This is a genomic window from Streptomyces sp. NPDC058295 (assembly GCF_042880655.1).
GTDB classification, from domain to species: Bacteria; Actinomycetota; Actinomycetes; order Streptomycetales; family Streptomycetaceae; genus Streptomyces; species Streptomyces coriariae.
Window position 1 is genome coordinate 190,180 of record NZ_JBHVYO010000004.1, and the last position, 16,410, is coordinate 206,589.

The window sequence follows — 16,410 nt, forward strand, 5'->3', positions numbered from 1 at the left end:
GTTCTGCGGGGTCCGAGGGGAGTACGGGGGGGGGACCGGCCGAGGACGACGCGGGAGGAGGCGGCACCCCCGCCCGTCCCCCGCGCGGTGCGGTCAGTGTTCGCGCGGCGCCGGCACGACGCGCTCCACCTCGGGATGAACGGTGAGCAGTGCCCGCATGGCCGTCTCGGCGGCGGTGCCGTCGCCCGCCGCGAGGGCGTCGGCGATCCGGCCGTGGTGCCCCAGCGACGCGTCGTTCGGCCGGTCACAGCCCGTGACCGGGCCGCCGGAGACGTGGAGTGCGGAGGACACGATCCCGGAAAGGTGTTCCAGCATGCGGTTGCCCGCGACCTGGATGAGCAGAGAGTGGAACTCGGCGTCGGCCCGGGAGTAGGTGAGCGCGTCACCCTGCCCCATGGCGTGCGCCATGATCTCGACCATGTCGGACATTCGCTGCTGGATGTCGGCGCGCCCGTGCCCCGCGGCGAGGCGCGCGGCAAGGGGCTCGATCGTCCAGCGCAGCTCATTCAGCTCCCGCCGCTGATCATCGCGCTGGGGGCCGAACGCCCGCCATTCGATGATGTCCGGGTCGAGAAGGTTCCAGTCGCTCACGGGACGCACGCGCGTGCCGACGTTCGGCCGGGCACTGACCAGGCCTTTGGCCTCGAGGACACGCAGCGACTCGCGGACGACCGTGCGGGACACCTCGAAGCGCTGACCGATCTCCTCGGGCACCAGCGGTCGGTCGGCACCCAGGTCGCCCGCGACGATCATCTGACCGAGCTGCTGGACGAGTTGGCCGTGCAGTCCGCGTCCGCGGCTGCCCGCGGCGCGGCGGCCCACGCGGCCCAGCTCGGGTTCCGCGGACTCCCAAACGGGGGCTCCGACGCGTTCGGCCACGGGGGCCTCACCGAAGGGATAGCGGTCGAGTTCGCCCGGGCCGGCCAGACCGGAGTCGGTGGAGCGGGCGGCGGTCATCATGGTGTGCGCAAGGGTACTCACGGATCCTTTGTCGGCGCTGCTCCCAACTCCCTTGAGGTCTTTGGTGAAAAGCACACGAAAGGGTGATCGCTCACCCCGTCGCAATTGACGCCTTATCGGAAAGAAATGGCCTTTCTCCGGGGAGTTGCGCACATGCCGGGATCGGATCGGCCCGGACGGTGGTCATCAGGCTCTGTTTCGCAGGGTCGTGAGCAGGTACGCGCACAGCAGGGCCGTCAGCGACAACGTCATTGCGCCGCCGACCGGTTGGGCGACCACGCGTGCCGCGGCGGCCAGATAGCGCTCTCCACCGAAGGGCCACTGCACCAGAAGCAGCTCGCGCAACCGCATCGAGAATCCGGCCGCCGTCCGCACGGACGCGCTCTCCACGGCCTTCTGTACGACGGGCAGGACGACGACGGGCATGGCGACCACCGCCGCCATCCCGGCCGTGGTGGAACGGAAGACGCCGGCGGCCAGCACACCGGTCCAGGCGCAGCCGACCACGAGGCCGATCCAACTCGCGCTCAGCGAAAGCCAGTCCCCGGGAACCTGTGCGACCTCCCGTCCGTATACGAGATAGAGCGCTTCGGCGTCGCAGCCCACCGTGAGAAAAGCCAGCATCAGAGCGGTAAGAGCGGCGACGAGGAGCTTGGCGGTGAGTACTCCCAGCCTTCGGGGCACGGTGCCGCGGTCCGCGGCCAGGGCGGGGTGGCGGAATTCGTCTCCGAAGGCCAGCGCACCGAGCAGTCCCGCGCCGAGCGCCGCGGGCGGCAGCGGAAGCTCCGTGGGCCACGCGGCCAGCAGCCGTGCCTGCGCGGTGTGACCCGCGCGGGCCAGGAGCAGGGCGATGAGGGCGGAGACGATCAGCACGGCGGCACCGGTGGTGAATCCGGTGCCGATCCCGGTGGCTCGACGGAGTTCGTAGCGGAGCGGACGCAGTGGGCTGGGGGCCGAGCGGACGGAGATGGGCGGCGGCAGGGCGGGCAGGGTGTGGACATCGCGAGACGCGAACGGACGGGCGGGGCGCTGGGCCGAGGACTCGACAGAGGCGGCTGAGGAACGGGAGGCGGCGGGGCGGGTATCTGAGGCGGCGCCGTCGGCGGAGCCGGCTTCTCCGGCCCGCCGGGGTTCGTCGAGGATCGTGCCTGCGGAGACGGCCGACCCGCTCCCGGAGTGACTGTCGGGGGCAGCCGGAGACACCGCGGTGTCCGAGGCCTTCGCAGCCCGGCCGACGGCCGCGGACGCCACGGGGCCGGGCGGGAAGTCGCCGTCGGAAGCCGGGATGCCGTCGCGAGGCAACGCGACGACCGGCCGGTCCGGCAGGGGGGACGGCAGCGGTGCATCGTCGGGTCCGCACGGCGCGTCCGCGGCGGCCGTGCGCCGGGATTCGCTCGCCACCCGCGCACCTTCCGGGACCTCCGCGCGTTCCGCCCCCGGCTCGGCGGCGGCGGCGAGGGTGACCGGTTCCCCGCCCGAGGGGCCCCGGCCTGCTTGCACCGAGGAGCCCGGCGTTGCCTCGGGGTGCGCCGGCCGCTGATCCTCCGTGCCTGCTCCCGGCCCCATGTCCCCTGTCTCGTCGGCGAGTTGGTGGACCAGGATGTCGTGCCGGAACGCCGTCTCGCCGACCTGGGCACAGCTACTGCCGTACACCGAGAGCCGGTTGCCGTCCTCCTGCACGACCTCGACCGAGCGTTGCCCGGCTCGCGCCTCCCTGGCGAGCAGGGCGGCCAGGCGGGCGGCGTGCGGGCTGCGGACGGCCACCCGGGGGCGCAGCCGGGTGCGGGCGAAGTCGGTGGCCTCCTGGTCGGCGACCAGTGTGCCCCGGTCCAGGGTGATGACCCGGTCGGCGGTGCGGGCGGCCTCCTTGGGATCGGTCGTGGTCGTCAGGACGGTGCCGCCCTGGTCCACATGGGCGCGCAGCATGCCGTACAGCCAGCGGCTCTCGCGCCCGGAAAGCCCGTCGGCCGGATCGTCGAGGACGAGGGTGTGCGGGTCCGCGAGAAGAGCGCAGGCCAGGCCCAGCCGCCGGTCCATGCCGCGGGACAGGGTGCCGAGGCGTTCGTCGCGCAGACTGACCAGGCCGACCACCTCGAGCACTTCGTCGGCGCGCCGCACCGGAACCCCGGCGGCCGCGCACAACATGCGCAGGTGGCCCCGGACCGTGCGGGCCGGGTGCCCCGGGACATCACCGAGGACGACGCCCACCTCGCGCGAGGGGTGGGCGATGCGGTGCAGCGGACGGCCGCGGAAGTAGGCGAGTCCGCGGCCCTGTTGGAGTTCGAGCATCAGTCTCAGCGCCGTGGTCTTACCCGCGCCCGGCGCTCCGAGCAGCATGGTGACGCGGCCCGCGCGCGCCTCGAAGGAGACATCGTCGACGGCGGGCGGAAGCGCCTTGCGGGAGTTGCTGGTCAGTCCGAAGGCCTGGATCACCCGTAGCAAGATAGCGCGTTATATCCCTTTTTTCCGTTCACCGCACGGTGGCAGCATGCGGACGTCGGCAGCCGCGACCGACCGGCTCAAACCCCTCCCGCGCCTGGGGGCGGGCGCGGTGGGCCTGCGTCACACCTCGGGCCGCAGCATCGGCGGGTTGAGCAAGGTGGCGCCGCCCGCTCGGAACAGCTGCGCCGGGCGGCCGCCCTGCCGAGTGGTGGTGCCACCGGTGGGCACCAGGAAGCCGGGCGTGCCGGTCACCTTGCGGTGGAAGTTCCGCGGGTCGAGCGCCACGCCCCACACCGCCTCGTAGACCCGGCGGAGCTCGCCGACGGTGAATTCGGTGGGGCAGAACGCGGTCGCCAGGGACGAGTACTCGATCTTGGAACGGGCCCGCTCCACCCCGTCCGCGAGGATCTGGGCGTGGTCGAAGGCGAGTGGTGCGACGGGTTCCCCGTCCCGCCCGTAACCGCCGTGCTGAAGCAGTTCCTCGACCGGCGCCCAACGCGCGTTGCTGGCGTCTCCGCCCGCTCGCGGCGCCGGCAGGTCCGGCGCGAGCGCCAGGTGCGCGACGCTGACGACGCGCATCCTGGGGTCGCGCTTGGGGTCGCCGTACGTGGCGAGCTGCTCCAGATGGGCACCGTTGTCGTACGCCGGGGCCGAGGGGTCGTGGGCACGAAGCCCCGTCTCCTCGGCCAGCTCGCGCGCCGCCGCCTGGGTGAGGTCCTCGTCGGCCCGCACGAAGCCGCCCGGGAGCGCCCACCGCCCCTGGAACGGCGCCTCACCCCTGCGCACCGCCAGCGCGCACAGGGCATGGCGGCGCACGGTCAGCACGACCAGGTCCACGGTGACGGCGAAGGGCGGAAAGGCTGACGGGTCGTAGGGCATGCGGCGATCATAGTCGTCTTCCTGACGATAAACACTCCCTTCGTCGGCCGCTTCGATGGCTGATCCACTTCGGTACCGCGCAGCCGTCGTCGGCCACCCGGGCCGGCGTCCGGAGCTGCGTCGTACGAGGTCAGACTCCCAATTGGAGGCCGTCGGCCGCTTCCTCCACCATGGCGAGGCCGAGTCGACTGACCCGTACGGAGAAGGGGGCGCCGGCGACCCGCAGCCCGGTCAGGCCGATCTCCCCCAGGGGCGCGCCACGCAGGGGGCGCAGCGTGACGGTTCCGGCCGGAGCGTCGGGCCGGACGCCGGCCAGGGTGGTCAGCAACAGGACACCGGCCGCCGCCGCGGTGGCCGCGGGACGACAGGCGGCCGGATGGGGAAGCGGGGCCGTCCCGTCACCGCGTTGCTCCCCCGCGTACATCTCCGGGAGGCGGTGCCCGAAGGCCTCGGCCGCCGTCAGTACACCGCGCAGCAGTGCGGCACCCTCCGTCTCGTAGCCCGCGGCGGCCAGGCCGGCGACGGCGATCGCCGTTTCGTGGACCCGGACGGCACCGCTGCGGTGGCCGAAGGGGTTGTAGCCGATCTCCTTCGCACCGAGGCCACGGAGCCCCCAGCCCGAGTCCATGACGGGGCTGCCGAGCAGCCGGGCCAGCTGTTCGGTCTGCACCCGGTCCAGCAGCCCCGGAGCGTGGGTGCCGCCGCCCAGCAACCCGGTGTCGAGCAGGTGGACGGCCGTCGCGCAGAGGTGGGGCAGAGGCCGCCCGTCCGGGGTACGGGCGGCCGCGGGGCGACCGCCTCCGGGGTCGTCGATCCAGAAGTCCCGCCGGAAGGTGGCGCGCAGTTTCCGGGACCACTCCCGAAGCCCGTCCCCGCCCGGTCTGCCGCAGGCTTCGAGCAGGTCGGCGCCGAGCAGTGCGGCCCGGTGGGCGTGGGCCTGTGTCTCGCAGCGGACGGGCCCGCTGGGCTGGGGATCGCTCAGGTAGGGTCCCTCGCCGACCGCGGCACGCAGCCAGGTCAGGCAGCGCTCGGCCGCCGGAAGCAGTTCCTCCGTGTCGTGGTCGGGCAGGCCCCATCGGCGGGCCTCCGCGAGGAGCACCGGGAAGAGCAGTGTGGCCTCGGTGCCCGTGCATCCCGGCGGAAGGTGCGCGCCCGCGTCGCGACGAGGGCCGGGGATCATGCCGCACCGTGGCCCCGGAGCCGTGATCTGTGTACGGGCCAGGGTGCGCAGCGTGCCGGCGGCGAGGCGGGTCCCGAGCGGCAGGGTCATGCGGGCTGCGGCAAGCGCGTCCGCCGGGGCCAGGCCGCAGCGCCACGGCGCCCCCGCAGCGAGGTGGGTGTCAGCGGGATGCGCGGGGTCTCGCACCAACAGGGCCTGCAGATCCGCGACGCTCGTCGCCAGGAGCGCCCGGACGCGTGGATCGTCGCCCGTCGCCTGGGCCGTGGCCAACGGGCTCGTGGCCGCCCGCCCCACGGCTCGGACCGGTCCCGCACCGTCCAGGCGGACCCTCAGCTCCACACGGACGGTTCCGCCGGGAGGCACCTCGAAGTCCCAGCGCAGCAGTCCCGCGGAGGCAATCGCGTCGGCCGGGGGCGGGTCGGCCGTGACGCTCGAGGCCCCGGCGGCACAGGACCACCGCAGGCCGGAATCGTGGACGGTGGCGGCGAGTTCGGGCCCCACGGTGCCGGACGCGATCGCCCCCAGGTCGGCCAGATCGGTGCCGAGCGCCACCTCGACCGGGAGGCGCAGCGGCCGGACGGCGGCACTGTGCAGCGTGATCAGTTCCGTGCCGTCCGCGGAACGGGTCCGCTCGACGACGATGTCCGGGTCCGGGCCGCCGTGCGGTGTCACACGGAGCGTGCCGACGAAACGGACCCGGTCGGCCGAGGTCATCCGGGCCTGGACCGCCAGCGGTTCACGTCCCGCCACTCGCACCTGGCAACGGGACAGGGTGCGCCGGCCGGCCCGGTAGAACCCCTCCAGCCCGTGTCCCGTCAGCTGCCCCTGATCCGTCGAGATGGCGAGGCCCGGCAGGGCGACGCAGATCATCGCCGTGTGGGCGGGGGGCAGGCCGACCGAGCGAGGCTGGGAGGGTGTACCGGGCGGAGGTCCGGCGCCTCGGGACGAGGACGGCGGCGGGCGGCGTGCTGTGCCGGCGGGCGTCGATGGGAAGGCGGACGTGCCACGGATGCCCGGACCGGGGGACGGGCGCGGGCCTCCCGCCGGCCCGATGGGCGGAGCGGGTGGTGAGGTGCGCCGGCCCGCGTCTCGAAGTCCGGCCCGTTGCGGACCTGGCCCGTCCGCGAGCGGTGGGTCGGTTCCCGCACCGGGGACCGGCGTCGAGTTGTCGTAGCTGGAGCGTTCGTCGGCGGCTGAGGGCGGAGTCGGCTGATGCATGCGGTGACTTCTTCTGCTCTCTGTGCGCCTCGGGCATGGTCGAGGCCGGGTGGACGGCTCCGGCAGGGCGGGTGCGCTTCGGCGGCACGACCGGTGCGGTCGTTCCGCCACTCAGGTGAACGGGGCGGGACTCCCCCAGGTCACGCCCCTGGGCCGCAGGCCCCACCGAATGGCCGCCGGATCCGGACGGACGGGGCCGGCTTCGGAGCCTGCCGAGCCGACTTCGAGACCACGCCTGAGCCGCTTGGGCGGGGTGTGGTGTCCGGGCACAGGCGTTCACCGGTCAGGTCGGGGCAGTCCGTCGACTCTGCCTCGGTCATCGCCGGCCTGCCCACGCAGCAGCACCTCCTTCACCACAGCGGCGGAACTGACGTCATCCCTGCCCCGTCGTGTCGTCGCTGTCGGACAGCGTGACTTGCGGGCCGTCGTCGCGGCGCCGCGCGGAGGCCTTCCCCACAGGGCGGGTTCGGGATCCTCCTCGGCTCGGCGCGGCAGGGCGCGTGACATGCGGCCTCGGTGTACGCGCGCGAAGCTCGTCCGCTCCTCGCGCGGGTTCCGGTTCCTGGCCGCCTTCCGCTCCGGCCGCAGCCTGTGCGTGGACCGCGCCGGTACCGGTTGGGCGGACCCGGCGGCGCCTGCGAGCAGTTGTGGAGGCGGGTACCGGCACAGGCTCCGATGCGCACGTGGCTGGAGTGTGCGGGAGTCCGCCGGACGTGTGGCCCTTCACTGCGCCGGGCCGGTCCTCGTTCTCGGCTTCGCCGGAGCCGTCCGCGTCATTCAGCTCGCCGGACCGCTCTTCTTCGCCGGAGCGGCTCCCCTGCTCGGGGCGGCTTCCCTCGCCGGGGTGACTCTCCCCGTCTGGACACCGGAGGCCGGTGGACGCCTCTCCCCTCTCTGCACCGCACAGGCCTGCGGGGAACTCCGTTCCGCCCGGGTCCTCTGGGCCCTCCAAGCCCTCGGCCGACTTGTCAGGCGTCTCCGCGGCCGTGGGCAGCCCGCTTTCCTCGCGCTCGGCTCGCAGACAGCGTCGTACCGACTCGGGGTCGAGGCCCTCGTTGCAGGCCTGGTGCAGCAGGCGGGCGAACAGATAGTCCGGATCCGCACCCAGGGCCATGGCGAGGGCCTCCCTTGCCTCGAGTTCATCGCCGGTGGACCAGGCGACCCAGCCGGCGAGGGTGAGGGGCGCCGCCGCGTGCTCGCCGTACGGTCCGACGCAGCGTCGTGCCAGGGCGCGCCAGAGACGCAGGGCGGGGGCCGCCTCGTCGCCCTCCATCCACCCCGCCGCCCGGTCACGCGTCACCCGGTCCTGCAGGCCGAGAATCAAAGCTGCGGCTTCGTCGAATCCGAGCAGTTCGTCGTCGTGGCGGTCCGCCAGGAGAGCGCCCGGCACGACGGGCGCCTCGGCGAGGCGGCGCACAACCCGCCCGGCCAGGTCCAGCGTCTCCTCGGCCACCGCCGCGCGACTCGCCTCGTCGAGGATCCTCGGGACGAGCGCCATGCCTGCGGTGTCCAGGGCGATCTCCTGCTCCAGTGCGGCACCGGTCTCCAGGGGCAGCAGTCGGGCACGCAGCTCGCGCAGGGTGCCCCGGACCTGGATGCCCGCGTAGGTCGCGGCCGCGGCCAGCACAGAGGTGCCGGGCAGGCCCATCGCCACCCCTTCGACCGGGCAGCAGCCCTTGCCGCCGCAGCAGTACGACCAGAACCGACCGTCGGCGATACAGAGCGCCTCGATCACGGGGACGTCGAGGCGGCCGCACTCGAGACGCAGTCGGTGGGCCAGCGGTTGGAGCCGTTCCATGACCTGACGGCCTGTCTCCCCCTTCCCCGGCTCCTGGCAGAGGTAGGCGACCATGCTCGCGGGACGGGTGCCCCGGCGTTCGCTGCCCTTCACCAGCCCTTGCGTCAACTGCTGGGCGACGGCTCCCCAGTCGTCCGGGTTCGCGGGAATGCCGAGCCGGGCCCGGCCGCCGAACCGGCCTCGTCCGCCGCGGTCGTGCAGGGCGACCAGGACGATGCTGTCCTCCGGTCGGTACCCGAGCAGGTAGGGCAGGGCGTCGGCCAGCTCCGCCGGAGTCCGCAGGGTGACCTGGTGGTCGGCGGGACTTGCGCCGTACCCGACGTCTCCCTCGAACACCGTGCGGCCGGACCGGGCCGGGTGCTCGCGTCCGTCCCGTCCGGTGATGTCGCCGTTTTCGGAGGATCCAGTGGTTTCGCTGTGATTCGTCATGCGCTGACGATCTCGCGGATCACGAGATTCCGGTTGGCCTGTGGATAAGTACGGTCAGGGGCACGTCAGACATCCGGGCGGAGGGACCGCGGCACCGTCGGGCGACGCCCTGCCCCCACCCGCCACCGACCGGATTGTCAGCGCCGTCCTGTTGTATGGGGGCATGGAGCACACGAACAACGCGGATCTCCGGGCCGACGCCGACGCCGTCCTCGCCCGCCTCGTCGGCGACGCCACGGGCGTGGCCAGGCTGCGCGAGGACCAGTGGCGGGCGATCGAGGCGCTGGTCGCGGACCGGCGCCGGGCCCTGGTGGTGCAGCGGACGGGGTGGGGCAAGTCCGCCGTCTATTTCGTGGCGACCTCGCTGCTCCGCGCCCGCGGTTCCGGCCCCACGGTGATCGTCTCCCCGCTGCTGGCCCTGATGCGCAACCAGGTCGAGGCCGCGGCCCGGGCCGGTATCCACGCACGGACCATCAACTCCTCGAACACCGAGGAGTGGGCCACCGTGCAGGCCGAGATCGCCGCCGGCGAGGTCGACGTCCTGCTGGTCAGCCCGGAGCGGCTCAACAACCCTGATTTCCGTGACGAGGTACTGCCCGCGCTGGCCGCCGCGACCGGGCTGCTCGTGGTCGACGAGGCCCACTGCATCTCCGACTGGGGCCACGACTTCCGCCCGGACTACCGTCGGTTGCGGACCATGCTCACCGATCTCCCGCCCGGCGTACCGGTGCTCGCGACGACCGCGACCGCCAATGCGCGCGTGACGTCCGATGTCGCCGAACAGCTCGGCACCGGTGGCACCTCGGACGCCCTGGTGCTGCGCGGCCCGCTGGACCGCGAGAGCCTCAGCCTGAACGTGCTGCGGCTGCCCGACGCGGCGCACCGGATGGCGTGGCTCGCCGATCACTTCGACGACCTGCCCGGCTCCGGCATCGTCTACACCCTCACCGTCGCCGCGGCCGAGGAGGTCACCGCCTTCCTCCGCCAGCGCGGCCACATCGTCGCCTCGTACACCGGGCGCACGGAGAACGCCGACCGGCAGCAGGCCGAGGAGGACCTGCTGGCCAACAAGGTCAAGGCGCTGGTGGCCACCTCCGCGCTCGGCATGGGCTTCGACAAGCCCGACCTCGGATTCGTCGTGCACCTGGGCTCGCCCTCCTCCCCCATCGCGTACTACCAGCAGGTGGGCCGCGCCGGTCGCGGGGTGGAGCACGCGGAGGTGCTCCTGCTGCCGGGGAAGGAGGACGAGGCGATCTGGGAGTACTTCGCGTCGCTCGCCTTCCCCTCGGAGGAGCTCGTACGCCGCACCCTGGATGTCCTCGCGCGCGCGGAGCGGCCCGTGTCGCTGCCCGCCCTGGAGCCCTTGGTGGAGCTGCGCCGCTCCCGCCTGGAGACCATGCTCAAGGTCCTCGACGTGGACGGAGCGGTCCAACGGGTCAAGGGCGGCTGGCTCGCGACCGGGCAGCCGTGGAGGTACGAGACCGAGCGGTACGAGTGGGTCGCCCGGCAGCGCAAGGCCGAGCAGGAGGCGATGCGGCAGTACGCGTCGACGACGGACTGCCGGATGGAGTTCCTGCAGCGTCAGCTCGACGACGAGGGCGCCAAGCCCTGCGGCCGCTGCGACAACTGCGCGGGGGCGCGCTACACCGCCGAGACGTCCACGGCCGCGCTGGACGCCGCGCGGGTGGACCTGGGCCGCGCGGGCGTCGAGGTGGAGCCCCGCCGGATGTGGCCGACCGGCCTACCGGCGATCGGCGTGGAACTCAAGGGGCGCATTCCGGCCGGTGAACAGGCTTCGACCGGGCGCGCGTTGGGGCGCCTCTCCGACATCGGCTGGGGCAACCGGCTGCGCCCGATGTTCACTGCCCAGGCTTCCGACGAGCCGGTTCCGGACGATGTGGCGCGGGCCGTGGTGGGGGTGCTGGCCGACTGGGCGAAGGGTCCCGGCGGTTGGGCCTCCGCGGTGGCCGACGCCTCGCCGCGCCCGGTCGGCGTGGTGACCATCGCCTCCCGCACCCGACCGCGGTTGATCCACTCCCTGGGTGCGCGCATCGCCGAAGTCGGCCGACTGCCGCTCCTGGGCTCGGTGGAGTACACCGCTGACGCCCCGCCGATCTCGCGGAGCAACAGCGCCCAACGCCTCAAGGCGCTCCACGGCATGCTGGAGGTGCCGCCCGCCCTCGCCGCCGCGCTCGCCGAGGCCCCAGGGCCCGTGCTGCTCGTGGACGACTACACCGAGACGGGCTGGACCCTCGCGGTCGCGGCCCGGATGCTCCGTCGCGCGGGCGCGCAAGGGGTGTTGCCACTGGTACTGGCCGTGCAAGGCTGACCACTGGTTGCGACCGCCGAAGCCCGCCCCGAGCGTCCCGGCCACCTTCCGGTGGCGCTTCTGCGCCGGTGTGCCGGGGTGGCTGCCCGTCGAATCCGCTGCCTCGGAAGCACTCACAAGGCGTGAGCTGCCGGCTCACGTGTCCTTCCGAGAATCACTGGGTAAGGATATAAGTCACTCATCGTCAGATAACGGTCGGTGGCCCCAATTGCTCGTTGCCGCATCCAAGTTCGACAGGAAGAATTGAGCTCCGCTCCCCGCACGGCTTGCCCGTAGTCCGGTAGGGCTCTGCTGCGGCGTGCGCTCCCCCGAATCCGACCCGCCCGCAGTGTGGGCCGTAGCCGAAGGGAGGATCGTGACCTTCGGATTCGCTCCGTCCTCGGCGGCATCGTTGTCGACGTCCACGTCCGCCACCTCCGCCACCCGCTTGCTCGAGCCCGCCGAATGGGCAGCGGCCGGCATCCCGCTGCTGCGCAACCCGCGGGAAGTCGTCAGCGGACTGCACTCGCGGCACCGGCCACGGCCGGCCACCGCGATCGTGGCCGTGCTCGACCCGGACGAACGGGTGCGGGCCAGCGCCTCGTTCACCCGGCGCCAGGCGTCGACCGACGGCTGGATGTTCCGCAACGCCCTGCTCGCCCAGTTGCGCCGGGTCATCCCGCACGACCTGCGGCTGCGCACGCCCGTGCGCACCGCCGTGCTCCTCTACTGCCGGGACGGCGACGCGCGCTGGACGGAGGAGGACGGGGCGTGGATGTGGGGTCTGCGCGATGCCTGCACGTTGCACGGGTTGCGCTGTGGGGCGTACATCACTCTCACCCGGGACGGCTGGCAGGTCCTCGGCGAGGGTCGCGGAGGCCGTCGGCCGCACGCCGATTCGACTCCGGAACCCTTCGCCCTGTCCGAGGCCCCACCACCGCTGCCCCGAACGGGCGGCGCCGCCTCGGAGGTACTCCGTCGCGCGGCGGCCCGCTGAGAGACGGCCAGGCGGCCGAAAGAGCCCGCAAGAACATCGGCCCCCGGGAGGCGCAAACCTCCCGGGGGCCGACCTGCATCGTCGCGCGCCGAGACCTGGACCGTCCGGCACGCGCAAGGCCGTACCGCCGGCGCACACACGGCACGGAGACGCCGCGCGAGCGACGCCTCCGCGACCCCGGCGCCTACCGGCCTACCGGGGTCGGCTCAGACGCCGGCGCCCAGCGCGGCATTGATCTGCTGCGGGTCGCCACAGACGATCAGCAGGCCGGCGGCCCGAGTGCGGGCCAGCGGCAGAACGGTGGCGGCCACGGTGTCGGGTCCGCCGTTGACGGCGACCACGACGACGGGACGCACGCCCGCCCGGTCGAGCACTGCGGCATCGGCGTAGAAGACGTCGTCTCCCGCGTCGTGCTGCGCCCAGTAGGGCGCCTCGCCGAAGGACAGTTCATGGGTGGCCCACGGGTGCTGCTCGCCGGTGGTGACCACCAGCACTTCCCCCGGAGTACGACCCGAGTCCAGGAGGAGGTCCACGGCCTCCTCGGCGGCGTCCAGCGCCCCCTCGGCCGAGGCCGGGATCAACTGGACCTGGGGAGTCACCGAAACGGGCGCGGCGACGGCAGGGGCGGCCGGGGCCGAGGGCCCGGGCTTGGCGGCCGCGTCACGCGGCGCGCGTTGCGCCGGTGGGGTGGGCCGGACGGGTCCGGGACGACCGGGACGCGACGGAGCCGCGGGACGGGGTCCGGGTACAGGTCGAGGGGTCGGCGCTGTGCGGCCGCTGGCCGGAGTGGCGCGGGGACCCTGGGCACTCTCGTGAATCTGAGGCTCCTGGGGAATGAGAGGCATGAGCTGTTATTTATCAAACGCTGGTACGGCAAGCGCCAGCGGGTGGCACATCAGTGCGACCGGAATCGTCAGAAGTCGAAGCCGAGTTGACCTTCGACTCCCGGAACGCTCCCGTTCGCCCAGGTACGGGCCTTCTTGAGGTGCCGCCACTGGGGCAGCGCATCAAGATACGCCCACGACAACCGGTGGAACGGAGTGGGTCCCCGCTCCTCCAGTGCGGCCTTGTGCACGGGCGACGGATACCCGGCATTGTCCGCAAAACCGAAGTCTGCATGGTCGACACCCAGTTCGGCCATCATTTTGTCGCGCTGGACCTTGGCGATCACCGAGGCCGCCGCGACCGCCACACAGGACTGGTCGCCCTTGATCACCGTACGGACCCGCCACGGGGCGCCGAGATAGTCGTGCTTCCCGTCGAGGATCACCGCGTCCGGGCGGATCGGGAGGGCCTCCAGGGCCCGCCCGGCTGCCAGCCGGAGCGCGGCGGTCATCCCCAGGTCGTCGATCTCCTCCGGGGAGGCGTGACCCAAGGCATGCGAGGTCACCCACGTCAGCAGCTCCCGGGAGAGCTCGTTACGCCGCTTGACGGTGAGCAGTTTGGAATCGGTGAGGCCTACGGGGGGTCGACGGAGTCCGGTGACGGCCGCGCAGACGGTGACGGGTCCGGCCCAGGCACCGCGGCCCACCTCGTCGACACCGGCGATGACCTTCGCTCCGGTCGTGGCGCGGAGGGAGCGCTCGACGGTGTGAGTGGGTGGTTCGTACGGCATGGCGCCCTTAGATTACGCCGCCGGGATCCCGTCGCGACACCCCGGGCGGCACCGGGCCCCCGCCGACCGATCGCAAGGGCGCCGAATCCGTGCTCAGGGCAGGTCCGGTCGCAGCAGCGGCAGCATGAGCCGGTCGATCATCTCGTCGAGCTCGCCGTCATCCCATTCGCATCCGCACATCTTCGATCGATACATCATCATGGCCGGAATGACATCGAACACGTAGCTGTTCGCCGCGTCGGACCGCACCTCCCCCCTCTCGATTCCACGCGTGACGACCGCATGCAGCAGTTTCACGGTTGGCTCCACCACTCCATCGATGATCAGGGCATGGAAGCGCTCGCCCTGAATCGGATCGCATTCGTGAATGATCGAACGCAACGCGAAACCCGGGCGGGAAAACATGGCGTCACGCGCGTCACGGCACAGCGCCATCAGATCCGCACGCACGCTGCCCAGATCGGGTACGGCGTCCAGCCGGGGCAATCCGGCCCGTAGGGCGTCCGTGACGAGGGCCTCCTTGGAGGGCCAGCGGCGATAGACGGCGGCCTTGCCGGTCTGGGCGCCGGCCGCCACCCCTTCCATCGTGAGGCCGTTCCAGCCGACGGTGCCCAACTGCTCCAGCGTGGCATCGAGAATCGCACGTTCGAGCACGGCGCCGCGCCGGCGGGGAGAGGACGCCCGAGCGGGGGCGGCCGTCCAGCGCGAAGTAACCATCCAGGTGTCTCCAGCGAGCAGAGGAAGCGGGGATCAGGGGGGAGCGGGGATCAACAGGTGGAGCGAGGCTCCGTGCGACCGCGACGGGGGACACGCCGAGAGGCGACGCCGCGAGTGAACGCTTGCGTTCACTACGAAGGACTCACTACCGTTGACGGGCCAGTGAACGCCATCGTTCACTAATGCTCTTGTGGGGGACTCATAGTGACAACCTCTCAGCTGACTCAGAACCAGAAACCCGGGGCGGCCCGCCGGGAGGGACATCCCGGTATTGCGCTCACCGTGATCGCGGCCTGCCAACTCATGGTGGTACTCGACGCGACGATTGTGAACATCGCGCTTCCGCACATTCAAGACTCGCTCAAGTTCAGCACCACCGATCTCACCTGGGTGGTCAGCGCCTACACGCTCACCTTCGGCGGCCTGCTGCTGCTCGGCGCCAGAGCGGGTGACATCCTCGGCCGGCGACGAGTGTTCATGGCCGGCATCCTGCTCTTCACCTTCGCCTCCCTTCTGGGCGGACTGGCTCAGGAACCCTGGCAGTTGCTCGCCGCACGCGCCCTTCAGGGCGTGGGAGGCGCCATCGCGTCGCCCACCTCGCTGGCGCTCATCACCACCACGTTCCCCGAGGGGCCGGAGCGGAACCGGGCCTTCGGTGTATTCGCCGCGGTCTCCGCGGGCGGCGGCGCCATCGGCCTGCTCGCGGGCGGCATGCTCACCGAGTGGCTCGACTGGCGCTGGGTGCTGTTCGTCAACGTGCCCATCGGCGTGCTCATCGCCTTCGTCACGCCGCTCTACATCAGCGAGTCCGAACGCCATCCAGGACGCTTCGACATAGCCGGCGCGCTGACCTCGACGCTCGGCATGGCCTCCCTGGTCTACGCGTTCATCCGGGCGGCGGAGGAAGGCTGGCGGGACGGTCTGACCGTCGGCGCCTTCGCGGTCGCACTGGTCCTGCTGGTCGCCTTCGTGTTCACGGAGTCCCGGGCCAAGGAGCCCATCACTCCGCTGAAGATGTTCGCCGACCGCAACCGCTCCGGTACGTACGTGATCATGCTGAGCCTCGCTGCGGCCATGTTCGGCATGTTCTTCTACATCGTGCTCTTCGTGCAGAACGTGCTGGGCTACAGCCCGATCAAGGCGGGTCTCGCCTTCCTCCCCGTCACGGTCGCCATCGCCGCGGGCGCGGGCCTGTCGCAGCGCTTCCTGCCCACCGTCGGCCCCAAGCCGTTCATGCTCGTCGGTTCCGCTCTGGTGGCGGTCGGCCTCACCTGGCAGGCCTTCATCAGCCCCGACAGCTCCTACGTCGGCGGAGTGCTCGGGCCGATGGTGGTCTTCGGCTTCGGCATGGGACTGAACTTCGTGACGGTCACGGTCACCGCTGTCTCGGGTGTCTCCCCGCACGAAGCGGGCGCCGCGTCCGGTCTGCTCAACGCCACGCAGCAGGTGGGAGGTTCGCTCGGCCTGTCCATCCTGACGACCGTCTTCGGTACGGCCAGCAAGGACGAGGCGGAGAAGCAGCTGCCGAAGTTCCTCACGGAGGGAACCCCGGAGCAGAAGGCCGAGTTCGCCAAGACGCACCAGCTGCCCGCTCCCTGGGGGCATGACGTACTCGCTCACGGCATCTCGACGGCCTTCGTCCCGGCCGCCGCGATGGCCGTACTCGCTCTGGTGACGGCCTGGTTCGTCATCCGTGTCCAGAAGAGCGATCTGGAGGCACTGTCGGGCACGGCGGGCCCCATGGCCGGCTGATGGAACAACGCTGCCGACCGACCCGGGAGTGTCACCGCCTGTCCCGACGAAGGCGCGTCCACCGCTCCCGGGTCGGCCCGCACGGCCTCTCGGTACCGACGACATGATCGCCAAC

Annotated in this window: 11 protein-coding genes; 3 read left to right on the forward strand and 8 right to left on the reverse strand. The window is 72.1% G+C overall.

From position 1 onward, the window contains the following. Nucleotides 1-93: 93 nt before the first annotated feature. The 5 genes from ACFVYS_RS06320 to ACFVYS_RS06340 all read right to left on the reverse strand — a co-directional run bounded on the left by ACFVYS_RS06320 (nucleotide 94) and on the right by ACFVYS_RS06340 (nucleotide 8,906). Nucleotides 94-981, reverse strand: coding sequence for a FadR/GntR family transcriptional regulator (locus ACFVYS_RS06320; protein WP_389499381.1), 888 nt, complete (start codon nucleotides 979-981; stop codon nucleotides 94-96). Between the two features lie 165 nt (nucleotides 982-1,146). After that, nucleotides 1,147-3,393 (reverse strand): ATP-binding cassette domain-containing protein, encoded by a 2,247-nt coding sequence (locus tag ACFVYS_RS06325; RefSeq protein ID WP_389499383.1) that lies wholly within the window; start codon nucleotides 3,391-3,393, stop codon nucleotides 1,147-1,149. Nucleotides 3,394-3,522: 129 nt separating this feature from the next. Further along, nucleotides 3,523-4,281, reverse strand: a complete 759-nt coding sequence (locus tag ACFVYS_RS06330; protein WP_020125089.1) for an NUDIX domain-containing protein — start codon at nucleotides 4,279-4,281, stop codon at nucleotides 3,523-3,525. Between the two features lie 130 nt (nucleotides 4,282-4,411). After that, nucleotides 4,412-6,331: a glycogen debranching N-terminal domain-containing protein gene (locus ACFVYS_RS06335; RefSeq protein WP_389499385.1), complete on the reverse strand. Its 1,920-nt coding sequence runs from the start codon at nucleotides 6,329-6,331 to the stop codon at nucleotides 4,412-4,414. A gap of 721 nt (nucleotides 6,332-7,052) precedes the next feature. Next, nucleotides 7,053-8,906, reverse strand: coding sequence for a DUF4192 domain-containing protein (locus ACFVYS_RS06340; RefSeq protein ID WP_389499387.1), 1,854 nt, complete (start codon nucleotides 8,904-8,906; stop codon nucleotides 7,053-7,055). 163 nt (nucleotides 8,907-9,069) lie between these two features. Here ACFVYS_RS06340 and ACFVYS_RS06345 point away from each other — a divergent pair, with 163 nt between their 5' ends. Both ACFVYS_RS06345 and ACFVYS_RS06350 read left to right on the forward strand, forming a co-directional pair. Beyond that, nucleotides 9,070-11,235 (forward strand): RecQ family ATP-dependent DNA helicase, encoded by a 2,166-nt coding sequence (locus tag ACFVYS_RS06345; protein ID WP_389499389.1) that lies wholly within the window; start codon nucleotides 9,070-9,072, stop codon nucleotides 11,233-11,235. Between the two features lie 355 nt (nucleotides 11,236-11,590). After that, nucleotides 11,591-12,211, forward strand: coding sequence for a hypothetical protein (locus ACFVYS_RS06350; protein WP_062651016.1), 621 nt, complete (start codon nucleotides 11,591-11,593; stop codon nucleotides 12,209-12,211). Nucleotides 12,212-12,417: 206 nt separating this feature from the next. Here the strand turns inward: ACFVYS_RS06350 and ACFVYS_RS06355 are convergent, their stop codons facing one another. The 3 genes from ACFVYS_RS06355 to ACFVYS_RS06365 all read right to left on the reverse strand — a co-directional run bounded on the left by ACFVYS_RS06355 (nucleotide 12,418) and on the right by ACFVYS_RS06365 (nucleotide 14,543). After that, a complete protein-coding gene (locus tag ACFVYS_RS06355) occupies nucleotides 12,418-13,056 on the reverse strand; it encodes a hypothetical protein (protein WP_389499391.1) in 639 nt (212 codons plus the stop codon). A 68-nt stretch (nucleotides 13,057-13,124) separates the two neighbouring features. Next, nucleotides 13,125-13,826 carry a ribonuclease HII gene (locus ACFVYS_RS06360; protein ID WP_389499393.1) on the reverse strand — a complete coding sequence of 234 codons (702 nt, stop codon included), beginning with the start codon at nucleotides 13,824-13,826 and terminating at the stop codon, nucleotides 13,125-13,127. 93 nt (nucleotides 13,827-13,919) lie between these two features. Beyond that, nucleotides 13,920-14,543 carry a TetR/AcrR family transcriptional regulator gene (locus ACFVYS_RS06365; RefSeq protein WP_389499395.1) on the reverse strand — a complete coding sequence of 208 codons (624 nt, stop codon included), beginning with the start codon at nucleotides 14,541-14,543 and terminating at the stop codon, nucleotides 13,920-13,922. Nucleotides 14,544-14,747: 204 nt separating this feature from the next. On the opposite strand from ACFVYS_RS06365, the gene ACFVYS_RS06370 reads away from it, so the two are divergent. Beyond that, on the forward strand, nucleotides 14,748-16,295 hold the full coding sequence (locus ACFVYS_RS06370) for an MFS transporter (protein WP_389499396.1): 1,548 nt from the start codon (nucleotides 14,748-14,750) through the stop codon (nucleotides 16,293-16,295). The last annotated feature ends 115 nt before the right edge of the window (nucleotides 16,296-16,410 follow it).

What these genes read in the sequence shown, in the direction of transcription:
- ACFVYS_RS06355 (WP_389499391.1), bottom strand. Translation starts at nt 13,056, where the DNA reads ATGCCTCTCATTCCCCAGGAGCCTCAGATTCACGAGAGTGCCCAGGGT.
- ACFVYS_RS06330 (WP_020125089.1), bottom strand. Translation starts at nt 4,281, where the DNA reads ATGCCCTACGACCCGTCAGCCTTTCCGCCCTTCGCCGTCACCGTGGAC.
- ACFVYS_RS06365 (WP_389499395.1), bottom strand. Translation starts at nt 14,543, where the DNA reads ATGGTTACTTCGCGCTGGACGGCCGCCCCCGCTCGGGCGTCCTCTCCC.
- ACFVYS_RS06360 (WP_389499393.1), bottom strand. Translation starts at nt 13,826, where the DNA reads ATGCCGTACGAACCACCCACTCACACCGTCGAGCGCTCCCTCCGCGCC.
- ACFVYS_RS06335 (WP_389499385.1), bottom strand. Translation starts at nt 6,331, where the DNA reads ATGATCTGCGTCGCCCTGCCGGGCCTCGCCATCTCGACGGATCAGGGG.
- ACFVYS_RS06345 (WP_389499389.1), top strand. Translation starts at nt 9,070, where the DNA reads ATGGAGCACACGAACAACGCGGATCTCCGGGCCGACGCCGACGCCGTC.
- ACFVYS_RS06340 (WP_389499387.1), bottom strand. Translation starts at nt 8,906, where the DNA reads ATGACGAATCACAGCGAAACCACTGGATCCTCCGAAAACGGCGACATC.